Origin of the sequence: Actinomadura keratinilytica (assembly GCF_039539665.1) — a bacterium.
Lineage (GTDB): Bacteria > Actinomycetota > Actinomycetes > Streptosporangiales > Streptosporangiaceae > Spirillospora > Spirillospora keratinilytica.
In genome coordinates this window covers 38,808-50,307 of the sequence record NZ_BAABDO010000037.1, presented here as the reverse complement: position 1 = coordinate 50,307, position 11,500 = coordinate 38,808, and the positions used below count along the sequence as shown (strand labels likewise).

At 74.3% G+C, this 11,500-nt stretch carries 7 protein-coding genes; 4 read left to right on the top strand and 3 right to left on the bottom strand.

What is annotated here, in order from left to right; translation table 11 throughout:
• Nucleotides 1-56: 56 nt before the first annotated feature.
• Entirely contained in the window at nt 57-2,525 is a 2,469-nt protein-coding gene (locus tag ABD879_RS14720) for a bifunctional acetate--CoA ligase family protein/GNAT family N-acetyltransferase (RefSeq protein WP_345021698.1), read from the bottom strand.
• Between the two features lie 168 nt (nt 2,526-2,693).
• Between ABD879_RS14720 and ABD879_RS14715 the strand changes: the two genes are divergently transcribed.
• Entirely contained in the window at nt 2,694-3,617 is a 924-nt protein-coding gene (locus tag ABD879_RS14715) for a carbohydrate kinase family protein (protein ID WP_345021696.1), read from the top strand.
• Between the two features lie 1,110 nt (nt 3,618-4,727).
• Here ABD879_RS14715 and ABD879_RS14710 read toward each other — a convergent pair.
• Nucleotides 4,728-5,780, bottom strand: a complete 1,053-nt coding sequence (locus ABD879_RS14710; protein ID WP_345021694.1) for a LysR family transcriptional regulator — start codon at nt 5,778-5,780, stop codon at nt 4,728-4,730.
• A 468-nt stretch (nt 5,781-6,248) separates the two neighbouring features.
• The gene (locus ABD879_RS14705) at nt 6,249-8,366 is read right to left on the bottom strand and encodes a RecQ family ATP-dependent DNA helicase (RefSeq protein WP_345021692.1); all 2,118 of its coding nucleotides are present in this window, start codon (nt 8,364-8,366) and stop codon (nt 6,249-6,251) included.
• 146 nt (nt 8,367-8,512) lie between these two features.
• Between ABD879_RS14705 and ABD879_RS14700 the strand changes: the two genes are divergently transcribed.
• The 3 genes from ABD879_RS14700 to ABD879_RS14690 all read left to right on the top strand — a co-directional run bounded on the left by ABD879_RS14700 (nt 8,513) and on the right by ABD879_RS14690 (nt 11,414).
• Nucleotides 8,513-9,889 carry a threonine/serine exporter family protein gene (locus tag ABD879_RS14700; protein ID WP_345021688.1) on the top strand — a complete coding sequence of 459 codons (1,377 nt, stop codon included), beginning with the start codon at nt 8,513-8,515 and terminating at the stop codon, nt 9,887-9,889.
• A gap of 113 nt (nt 9,890-10,002) precedes the next feature.
• Nucleotides 10,003-10,329, top strand: coding sequence for a hypothetical protein (locus ABD879_RS14695; protein ID WP_345021686.1), 327 nt, complete (start codon nt 10,003-10,005; stop codon nt 10,327-10,329).
• Nucleotides 10,329-11,414 (top strand): DUF6745 domain-containing protein, encoded by a 1,086-nt coding sequence (locus ABD879_RS14690; protein WP_345021685.1) that lies wholly within the window; start codon nt 10,329-10,331, stop codon nt 11,412-11,414. The genes ABD879_RS14695 and ABD879_RS14690 overlap by 1 nt, the downstream gene beginning before the upstream one ends.
• Nucleotides 11,415-11,500: the final 86 nt, after the last annotated feature.

The window sequence follows — 11,500 nt, the reverse complement described above, 5'->3', positions numbered from 1 at the left end:
GCACTCGGCGGCCTCCCACCCGCCAGCCGCGTCACCAACCTGTCGGGACAGAACACCTAGCGGAGGCGGCGCGGCCCCAGTTCGGGACGCGGGCCCACGGGGCGCTGCAGGCGCAGCGACGCGTGCCGCACCGACACCCCGGAAGAGTGCACGAGGACCGGGTCGAGCTCCAGGCGCGCCACCTCGGGGAGGTCGTCGGCCAGGCGCGCCACGCGCAGAAGAAGCTCCTCCAGGGCGCCCACGTCCACCGGGTCGGCGCCCCGGTGGCCCAGCAGCAGCGGAGCGGTGCGGATCGCCCGCACCATCTCGGCCGCGTCCACGTCCGACAGGGGCGCCAGGCGGTAGGCCCGGTCGTCCAGCAGCGCGGCGGTCTCGTCGGCCAGCCCGAACGACACGATCGCGCCGAACGAGGGGTCCTCCCTGGTGGAGATGCGCGTCCGCACGCCGCCGTGGTCCCCCGCCGCGACCGGCTCCCCCACCGTGACGCCGTAGCAGCGCAGCAGCTCGGCGGGGGCCTCCTCCGGGGCGTCCCCGGAGTCCAGCCACCGCTCCACCAGCCGGCGTGCGCCCTTGCGGTCGACGTCGGGCAGGTCGGGGATGCGCCCGGACGGCCGCCGCCGCCACTGCGCGTACCGGACCACGTAGGCCAGGGCGCGCACCGCGTCCTCCGGCGCCGGGTAGGACGGGATGGACCCCGCGGCCGCCGTCCCGTCGGGGCCGACGACGCGCAGCTCCTCGGGCATGCCCTTCATGCCCAGGTAGGTGGCGACGATCGGCTTGGGGCTGTCGGCCGCCAGCTTGAGGATGCGTTCGGGCACGTGCACGTCGTAGCCGCCGATGGTGGGCGGGGTGAACAGCGCCACCACCGCGTCGACCTCGTCGTCGTCGAGCGCGGCGGCCAGCGCCGCCTCGTACTCGGCGGCGCCCGCCCGCGGCCCCAGGTCGACGGGGGGACGCACCTCCAGCCCGAGGGCCATGGCCGCGTCCTGGGCCAGCAGCCGCAGCGAGTCGGAGTTGTCGATGATCGCGATGCGGTTCCCGGCGGGCAGCGGCTGGTAGGCCAGCAGCTGCGCCACGTCGAACAGCTCCGACAGGTCCTCGACCCTGATCACCCCGGCCTGCGCGAACAGCGCGCTGACCGCGTGGTCGGGCAGGCTGAGCGCCTGCGCCGCGTGGCCCAGCGGCACGCCCTGCGTGCTGCGTCCGCTCTTGACCGCCACGATGGGCTTGCGGCGGCCGAGCCGCCGCGCCAGCCGGGCGAACTTGCGCGGGTTGCCCAGCGACTCCAGGTACAGCAGGACGGCCTTGGTGGCCGGGTCCTCCTCCCAGTACTGCAGGAGGTCGTTGCCGGACACGTCGGCCCGGTTGCCCGCCGACACGAACGTGGACAGGCCGAGGCCGCGTTCGGCCGTCCGCTGCAGGATCGCGATGCCGAGGGCGCCCGACTGCGAGAAGAACCCCACGGGGCCGCGCCCCGGCATGGTGGGGGCCAGGGTCGCGTTCAGCCGCACGTCCGGGTCGGTGTTGGCGATGCCCAGGCAGTTGGGGCCGACCACGCGCATCCCGTAGGCGCGGGCCAGGCGCACCAGCTCCTCCTGGCGTTCGCGGCCCTCCGGGCCCGTCTCGCCGAACCCCGACGACACCACCACCAGGCCGTGCACGCCCTTGCCCGCGCACTGCTGGACGACCTCGTGCACGGCGTCGGCGCGCACCGCCACCACCGCCAGGTCCACCTCGTCGGGGATGTCGAGCACCGACGCGTACGCCCGCACCCCCGCCACCGCCGTCGCGGTCGGGTGGACGGGGTAGACGGGGCCGCTGAAGTCCCCGTACAGCAGGTTGCGCAGCACCGTGTGGCCGACGCTGTGCTCGGTGCGGCTCGCGCCGATCACCGCCACCGACCGGGGGAACAGCAGCCGCTGGATCGACCGCGACTCGGCCCGGTGCTCGCGCGCCGCCATGACCTCCACGGACGTCTCGGTGGGCTCCAGATCGAGCACCAGCTCGATCACGCCCTCCTCGAACCGCTGCTCGGCCCGGTATCCGGCCTCGCGGAACACCCTGGTCATCCGCCGGTTCTCGGGCAGCACGCTGGCCACGAACCGGCGCACGCCCCGCTCCCGCGCCGCCGCCGCGATGTGCTCCAGCAGCACCGCGCCGAGGCCCCGCCCCTGGTGGGCGTCCTCGACCAGGAACGCCACCTCCGCGGTGGTGCCCGGCTTGCCGCCGTCGGCCAGCCGGTCGTAGCGGACCACCGCCACCATCTCGGTGCCGATGGTGGCGATCAGCGCGACCCGGCGGTCGTAATCGACGGTGGTGAAGTGCGCGACCTCGCGGTCCGACAGCGTCGGCCGGGGCGAGAAGAACCGGTAGTAGATCGACTCGGGCGACAGCCGGGCGTAGAACGCGCGCAGCAGCGGGCCGTCCTCGGGCCGGATCGGACGCAGGTGCGCGGTTCCCCCGTCGGTCAGGACGACGTCCGCCTCCCAGTGGTCCGGATAACGCCCGGCATGCCGTTCGGTCACGTACCAGAGGGTAAGGCACGGTTGTCGGCGCGGCGGCGGCCGGTGAAAACGCCGTGTTCCCGGTTTCGCTGCGCGTTCGAGACCTAATCGGGGGTCAAGAACTGTTACGGTCGAGCACACGCCCTGTATGCCGCTCGCGCGGGCCGTGTTGATCGAGGTGATGACTCCATGACGCGCGTGGTCGTGGTCGGCGATCTGATGACAGACACCGTGGCACGTGCCGCCTACCCCTTGGCCAAGGGCAGCGACACGCCCGCCGCCGTGACGACGCACGGAGGCGGCTCGGGCGCCAACGTCGCCTCCTGGCTGGCCCTTGAGGGCGTCGAGGTGGCGTTCGTGGGCCGTCGCGGCTCCGACATCGCGGGCCGGAACCGGGACATGGAGCTGATGGGGTACGGCGTCGACGCCCGCCTGGTCATGGACTCCGAACGTCCCACCGGCACCTGCGTGGTGCTCGTCACCCACAAGGGCGACCGCACCATGCTGTCGGACCCGGGCGCCAACGCGGCGCTGCTGCCCGAGGACGTCGAACGCTGCCGGGACCTGTTCACCCAGGGCGCCCACCTGCACCTGTCCGGCTACTCACTGATCAACGAGGGCTCCCGCAAGGCCGCCACGCGCGCCCTCGAACTGGCCGCCCAGGCGCAGATGTCGATCTCGGTGGACGGCGGCTCCTCCTCCCCGCTCAAGCGCATGGGCGCCGAGCCGTTCCTGGAGTGGACGCAGGGGGCCCGCCTGCTCGTGGTGGACGAACGCGAGGCCGAGGTGCTGACCGGCCGCGACAAGCCCGACGCGGCCGCCAAGGTGCTCACCGCCTGGTACCCGCAGGTCGTGATCAAGCTGGGTGCCGAGGGCGCCCTCTGGTACACCAACGGCCGCCCCGAACCGGTCACCGTCGCCGCCGAACCCATCGACAAGATCGTCGACGGCACCGGTGCGGGCGACGCGTTCATCGCCGGCTTCCTCCCCGCCTGGCTGGACGGCAAGCCCCCGGCCGAGGCCCTGTCCGCCGGCTGCCGCCTGGCCGCCCAGGCCCTCCAGCACCTGGGCGCCCGCCCGACGCTCGACGTGGTGGACAACCAGATCAAGTAACCCGCCGTTGGCCACACGGCCCCCGGCCGGACCAGCAGCCCGCAGCACCGCCCCAACACACCCGGACCGGGGGCCGCCCGCAACACCGGAAGGGCGGCAAGGCGCCCCGTAAAAGCCCCGGTCACCCCGTCCCCATCCCGGCACGCCGCCCCGGGCCCCTGGCCCCCAACGGGAGCACAGCGCCCGCCACGCCTGACCACACGTGCCACAGATTGGCAGGCGATCGCATGTCCCGGTGGAAGAGGCCGGGCGCACCGGTGCGGCACCACCACAGACAACCGGACAAGCGCCGACAACCAGGCGGTTTCGCAACCTAGTAGGCCCAACCGAGCGCGCCAGCGCAGAACGGCCGGGCGGATCCCAAGCGGTCGAACGCCGGCAGACCCAGTAGAGGCAACGCGCAAGCCAGCGCAACCACCGCAGACGAGCGGCAGGCCCGGACAGCCGAGCATGTCAGCACGGCGCCACCGCCACCGGCCACGCCACAGACGGCCGGACGGCCGACAGGCCAGTGAGAGCAACCGAGCGCGCCGCCGCACACCACCACGAACAACCAGTCGACGCGGACAGCCAGACGCTCCCAGGACCCAACCGAACCAACCACGCAGGCCAGCGCAACACCACCATGATCAGCCGGGCGACCACAGGCAGCCGAGCGCGCGAGCGCCACACGACCACAAAGGGCCAGGTGGCCGCGGACAGCCAGGCCATGAAGGGACCAGTGACACCAATCGGACACACCAGCACGCCCCCTTCATTCATACGGCCGGGAGGCCGCAGACAGGCGGGCGCACGAGCGGCCGGAGACTCAAGACACCCGTAGAGCAGCGCGCGAACCAGCGCGACCACCGCAGCGACACCCGCGAGTGGCCGGGCCGCCACCAGGCCCGGTGCGAGCGACCGAGCGGGTCCGCGGCAGCACCATAGACCGCCGGGCGGCTTGCGAAGCCAGGCGGTCAGGAGCGGCGCCGGCACAGGCGACCGGCCGTCCGCGATCACAAGGCTCAGTGGGCCTGGCCGGGCGTTCCAGCGACCACCGCAATCGGCGAGCAGGCAGGCGATCCCGAGGCTCGGGTGGAGTGACCGGGTGTGCCGGTACGGCGGCGCGCGTCAGGGGGTCCGGTAGGTGCGGCCGTCTTCCTGGACGGCCGTCCAGAGGCGGTTGAGCGGATGTTCGCTCGCGTACCGCATGAGGTCGGCCCGGTGGACGAACGCGCCGGTCATGATCTCCACGCGGGGCTCCCGGTCGTCGCGCAGGTCGAGGGAGCGCAGCGGGACGCCGCCGGCGTCGCTGTCGGCGGCCATCCGGCGGCCGATGGACGGTGTGACGATCATGCAGCCGCGGACGAACCCGGAGCGCAGCAGCGACAGCCCGTAGTGGACGTCGTCGATGTCGGCCACCACGTCGAGGCGGTCGCGGAAGCCGGGCCCGTACCAGCTGCTCAGATAGTCGGCGACCAGCCCGGCCGGGGGCACCACGAGCGGCAGCTCGGCCAGTGCGGTGGTGCCGACCGCGTCGCCGGGCAGTTCGCCCTCGGTGAGGTTGGTCAACAGCATGGGACGGCCGCGGGCGAACTCGACCACCTCGTAGTCGGCGAGGCGGCGGTCGTCCCCGGACCTGCTGACGATGCTGCCGCACATGAGGTCGACCTGCCGCGCCTCCAGGCGGCTCCACAGGTCCCGGGTGCGCACGTGGACGACCTTGAACTCCACCTCTTGGCGGCGGAGCTGCTCGGCGACCCGGTCCCAGGCCCGGGAGATGATCGGCAGGGTGAACTCGGTGGTGCCGACGGTCAGCATCCGGCCCAGGCGCCGCCGGCTGCGCTGGATGGACTCCTGCCACCGCGTCAGGGTGCTGCGGGCCAGCCGGACCGCGGCCTCCCCCGTCTCGGTGAACAGGAAGTCCTTGCCGCGCCCCTGCCGGATGGTCAGCACCTCGCCGCACAGCGCCTGGCAGTTGCGGTTGAGCGTGTTGAGCTGTTTCTGGACGCTGGACTGCTCGCGGCCAAGGGCCCGTGCGGCGCGCAGGGCCGAGCCGGTCTCGTACACCGTGATCAGCGTCCGGAGCTGGTCGAACGTGGTGTCCAGCAGGGCGGGCGGGCAGTCCAGCAACTCGTCGAGGGCCCGCTGGGCGGTCACGTGCGCATGGGTCGAAGCAGCCACGGACACGGACGTTACTAGCTTTCCGCCCCGGTTCGCTGGAAATGGCCGCCCGCCGGCTTGCAGCAGAAATGCCATTATCGCCCGCCGAACTGATCATGAAATGTTCTCGGATTCATCCCGATCGTTTACCGATCATGAAAATCCTCCGTTCCGCTTCTCCGGCGGTCCCGCCCCCGACCTGCCGCGATGCCGCCGTCCTCCGGCCGGGGCCGATCTCGATCTTCATCGCGGCAGGCCGATGCGAGCGCTGCCGCGGGCGCGACGGTTCCCGGTGCTCCGTCAATGCGGCGTTCCGCGGCATGCCGCAGAGAAGACGCTCCGGCATCGCATCGAGAACGGACCGGAGCATTTCCGGGCCGCCGATAAACGGCACGGCGAGGCCGGTGCGGCCCGCGCGCCGGCGGACGCAGCGACCACCGCTCCGGCGCGGGCCGCAGCGGGCGGCGCCGTGCGGTGCGGGCCCGGGGTTCATGACGTGACGGCCAGGGTGAGGGGGAGGACGCCGGGGGCTCCGGCGCGGCGGAGGAGGCGGGCGGCCACGGTGACGGTCCAGCCGGTTTCGATGCGGTCGTCGACGAGGAGGATCGGGCCGTCGGTGCCCCGGACGGCGGCGGCCGTGTCGTCGGGCAGGGCGAGGGCGTGCCAGACCGAGCGCAGCCGCTGGGCGCTGTTGTGGCGGCGGGGCACCGGGTCGCCCACGGGCGTGATCTCGCCCAGGTAGGGCAGGCGGCCGGTGCGGGCGATGCGTTCGGCGAGGGTGCGGACCAGGCGGGGGCGGGTGCGGGATCCGATCGAGACGACGGCGGCGGGGCGCCGGGGCCAGTCCCAGGCGGCCAGCACCTTGACCACGGCGTCGAACATCTCGGCGGGGACGTCGGTGTCGGGGGCGCCGTCGGCCAGCAGCTCGCGCAGGCGGTTGCCCCAGCCGATGTCGGTGAGCCGGCCCAGCGCGCGGCCCTCCTCGGCGGCGTCGCCGGCGGCGATGCGGCCGGCGACGCCGAGGTCGTCCTTGACGCCGGTGGGCCACATCCGGCGGGGCGGCACGGCGACGCCGGGGCGGCGCAGCAGGTCGCGGGCGCGGGCGGCGGCCTCGGCGCTGACGTCGGCGGGCCAGTGGCGGCCGGTGCAGTTGTCGCAGCGGCCGCAGGGGGCGGCGGCGGGGTCGTCCAGTTGGCGGCGCAGGAACTCCTCGCGGCAGCCGTCGGTGGCGATGTACTCCAGCATGGCGCGCTGCTCGCGGGCGCGTTCGGCGGCGACGCGTTCGTAGCGGGCGCGGTCGTAGGACCATGGCCGGCCCGTGGCCACCCAGCCGCCTTTGACCCGCTGCACGGCCCCGTCCACGTCCAGGACCTTGAGCATCATCTCCAGGCGGCTGCGGCCCAGGTCGACGCGGGGCTCCAGGGCGCTCGTCGACAGCGGGCGCCCGGCCGCGGCGAGCGCGTCGAGGGTGGCGCGCACCACCGGTTCGGGCGGAAACGCCAGGCCGGCGAAGTAGGCCCAGATGTCGCGGTCCTCGGCGCCGGGCAGCAGGATCACCTCGGCGCGGTCGACGCGCCGGCCGGCCCGCCCGATCTGCTGGTAGTAGGCCACCGGGGACTGGGGGGCGCCCAGGTGCACGATGAAGCCGAGGTCGGGTTTGTCGAACCCCATGCCGAGCGCGCTGGTGGCCACGAGGGCTTTGAGCTTGTTGTCGAGCAGGTCGCGTTCGGCGCGCAGGCGGTCGTCGGGATCGGTCTGCCCGGAGTAGGCGGCGACCTCGTGGCCGCGGTCGCGCAGGAAGCCGGCGACCTCCTGCGCGGCGGCCACGGTCAGCGTGTAGACGATGCCGGAGCCGGGCAGCCGGTCGAGGTGCTCGGCCAGCCAGGCGACGCGCTGCTCGGTGCTCGGCAGCCGGACCACGGCCAGCCGCAGGGATTCGCGCGCCAGCGGCCCGCGCAGCACCAGCGCCTGGCCGTCGGCCGGGTCGACGAGCTGTTCGGCGACGTCCTGGGTGACGCGGGCGTTGGCGGTGGCGGTGGTGGCCAGGACGGGGATCCCGGCGGGCAGGTCGGCGAGGAGGGTGCGCAGGCGGCGGTAGTCGGGGCGGAAGTCGTGCCCCCAGTCGGAGACGCAGTGCGCCTCGTCCACGACGACCAGGCCCGCCTCGGTGGCCAGGCGGGGCATGACCAGGTCGCGGAAGTCGGGGTTGCCGAGCCGCTCGGGGCTGACCAGCAGCACGTCGACCGCGCCCGCGGCGACCTCGGCGAAGATCTGGTCCCAGTCGGCGGTGTTGGCCGAGTTGATGGTGCGGGCGCGGATGCCCGCGGCGGCGGCCGCGTCGATCTGGTTGCGCATCAGCGCCAGCAGGGGCGACACGATCACCGTGGGGCCGGCGCCGCGGTCGCGCAGCAGCCGGGTCGCCACGAAGTAGACCGCGGACTTGCCCCAGCCGGTGCGCTGCACGACGAGGGCCCTCCGCCGCCCGGCCACCAGGGCGTGGATGGCGGTCCACTGGTCGTCGCGCAGCCGGGCGCCGTCGCCGGCGAGGGCGCGCAGGCACCGCTCGGCCTCGTCGCGGAGTGTCTGCGCCGTCTCTGCTGTGGTCATGACTCCTTGCTATCAGCGGGCCGCGACACCGAGCACCAGAATCGCGTTCTGTGGACAACTCCCGGGGAGTGCGGAGGCACGGGCACGCGCCCGCCCCGGGTACCCTGCCGAAACGAATCGGCGACGGCGGGAGGATTCGGGCGGGCATGGCGGATATCAGGGAGCGGCTGCGGCGCACGTGGTACGCCCTGATGGACGGGACGCCCGCCGAGCCGCCCGAGGACGAGCCAGCCGAGGTCGTCGACGCCCGCGCCATCGACCTGGTACTGCGCGTGGGCGAGCTGCTGGTGGCCAGCGGCGAGTCCACCGAGCGGGTCAACGAGGCCATGCTGAGCCTGGCCGTGGCCTACGAGCTGCCGCGCGTGGAGGTCCAGGTGACCTTCACGAGCCTGATGGTGTCGGCGCATCCCGGGGCCGGCGCCCCGCCGGTCACCGGCGCGCGCGCCATCCGGCGGCGCACCCCCGCGTTCTGGCGGCTCACCGCGTTGCACTCCCTGGTCCAGGACGCCTCGATCGGCATGCTGGAGCTGGAGGAGGCGCACCGGCGGCTGCGGGAGATCAAGCGGGGCCGCGGCCCCTATCCCCCGTGGCTGATCGTGGTGTCGCTGGGGCTGATCGCCGCTTCGGCCAGCGTGCTGGTGGGCGGCGGGCCGCTGGTGGCCGGGACGGCGTTCGTCGCCACGCTGCTGGGGGACCGCGCCGCCGCCGCTCTGGCCCGCCGCGGTGTCGCCGAGTTCTTCCAGCTCGCCGTGGCCGCCGCCATCGGCGCGACGGCCGCGGCCATGGTGGTGGCGTGGGCGGGCAACCCGGCCCGTGCGTCCACCATCGTCACCGGGGCGATCCTGGCGCTGCTGCCGGGGCGTCCCCTGGTGGCCAGCATCCAGGACGGCATCACCGGCGACCTGGTCAGCGCCGGCGCCCGCCTGCTGGAGGTGTTCTTCATCGTCGCGGCGATCGTGTCCGGGCTGGGCGTCGTCGTCTACGCGGCGGTCAAGCTGGACGTGCCGATCGACGTGGCGCACCTGCCGGACTCCCCCGCCCTGCTGCAGCCGGTGTCGGTGCTGGCGGCCGGGGCGGTGTCGCTCACGTTCGCGTTGTCGCTGGCCGCGCCGCGCCAGGTGCTTCCCGCGGCGGCCCTGGGCGGGTCGCTGATCTGGATCCTGTACGTGCTGCTGCTGAAGCTGGAGGTGACGTCCGTCCTGGCGTCGGCCGTCTCCGCCGTCGTCGTCGGCATGCTGGGGAGCCTGCTGGCGCGCCGGCACCAGGCCCCTGCGCTGCCCTACATCGTCCCGGTGATCGGCCCCCTGCTCCCGGGGACGCTGCTGTACCGGGGCATGGTCGAGCTCAACACGGGCTCTCCGCAGACGGGCATGCTGAGCCTGATCGGGGCGCTGTCCACGGCACTGGCGCTCGGCGCCGGGGTCAACCTGGGCAGGGAGCTCGTGCGCGCCTTCCAGCGCGTCGGCCTGGGCGCCTCCGGCCGGTGGGCCCGCCCCGCGGCCCGCCGCACCCGCGGCTACTGAGCCCTCCGGGCCGCTCGCTCCGGGCGGGCCCGCGGGCGGCGCCCGGGACCGTGGCCGCGGTCACCCGATGCCGTCGCCCGAAGAATGTCGGTGGCGGCGGTTACGTTCGCGGCATGTACCGACAGGGAGACATCCTGATCTTGCCGGTGGCGGAGGACGCGGTCCCGCAGGAGGTGCGCGACCTGCCGCCCGCGCCGCGCGACGCCCGGGGACGCATGGTGCTCGCGCTGGGCGAGGCGACCGGGCACGCGCACGCCGTGAAGGCGCCCGGGGCGCTGCTGCGCTCGCCCGACCCGCTGACCCCCGACCACCTGCACCTTCCGCACGGGGGCCGCCTGGAGCACGAGGAGCATGCGCCGATCTCCCTGCCCAAGGGCTGGTACCGGGTGATCCGCCAGCGCGAGTACGTGCCCGGCGCGGTGCGGGTGGTGGCCGACTGATGACGGCCGCCGCCGCGAAGACCACCGACTGGGCGTCCGTCGCGTTCGCCACGGGGCCGGCGGACCGCGCCCGCGCGGAGGCGGGCATCGCCGATGCCTACACCGGCGCGGGGCTCGCCGCCCCCGAACGGGTCGTCTGGCTCCCCTCGCCCGCCCACGGCACGGTCGCGGCGGCTCTGCTCGCCGGGCACACCCTGGACGCCCCGGAGCTCGGCGACCTGGTCGAGCCCGTCCGGGCCGCGCTCGGCGACGCCGACCCGGGGGCCGGTGTGCGCGACGCCGTACGGACGCGGCCGTGGGAGTCCGCCCGGACCGCCGCCTGCGCCGTCCTCGGGCCGCAGCGGTGGCCGCAGGTCTGGGCGCAGACGGGAGGGCCGCTGTGGGACCAGGTCAACTCCCTGGTCACGCGCATGCGGCACGCGATCGGCGCCGTGGGCGGCGACGCGCACGAGGCGCTGCTGCGCGCGGCCACCCTGGACGCGGTGCTGGGCCAGCACGACGCGCCGTGGCTGGCGACGTTCGACTCCCTGGGGATGCTGGACGGCCCGTTGTCCGGGCTGGCCGAGGTGGCGCGGCACGCGGGCTGGTGGTGGCCGTACGAACGCCTGGTGGTCGCCACCGAGCGGCCGACGGAGCTGCACCGCGACGAGCCGGGGCGGCTGCACCGGGGGGACGGGCCGGCGCTGGCCTACGAGAGCGGCCTCGCCCTGTACGCCTGGCGGGGCATGCCGGTGCCGGCCGACTTCATCGAGTCCCTGGCCGATCTGGACCACCGGCGCATCCTGCAGGAGGAGAACGCCGAGCTGCGCCGGGTGATGCTGGAGGTCTTCGGCTACGACCGCTACCTGGCCGAGAGCGGCGCCGAGCCCGTGCACCGCGACGAGACCGGGGTGCTGTGGCGCATCGACCTGCCCGGCGACGAGCCGGTGGTGATGGTCGAGGTGGTGAACTCCACCCCCGAGCCGGACGGGTCGTTCCGCACCTACTACCTGCGCGTCCCGCCCCACGTCAGGACGGCCCGCGAAGGCGTCGCCTGGACCTTCGGCCTGGACGAGGCCGACTACAGGCCCGAACGGGAGACCTGACCCGGGGCGGGCGGCCGCCCGCCCCGGGCCGCCCGGGCTCCGGCGGGGGCCGGCACGGCGGGCCGGGGCCCGTTGGTGGCACTTCC

Bases quoted from the DNA above. Each gene is read 5' to 3' on its own strand.
- ABD879_RS14700 (WP_345021688.1), top strand. From the start codon at position 8,513: ATGGCGGATATCAGGGAGCGGCTGCGGCGCACGTGGTACGCCCTGATG.
- ABD879_RS14715 (WP_345021696.1), top strand. From the start codon at position 2,694: ATGACGCGCGTGGTCGTGGTCGGCGATCTGATGACAGACACCGTGGCA.
- ABD879_RS14695 (WP_345021686.1), top strand. From the start codon at position 10,003: ATGTACCGACAGGGAGACATCCTGATCTTGCCGGTGGCGGAGGACGCG.
- ABD879_RS14705 (WP_345021692.1), bottom strand. From the start codon at position 8,366: ATGACCACAGCAGAGACGGCGCAGACACTCCGCGACGAGGCCGAGCGG.
- ABD879_RS14690 (WP_345021685.1), top strand. From the start codon at position 10,329: ATGACGGCCGCCGCCGCGAAGACCACCGACTGGGCGTCCGTCGCGTTC.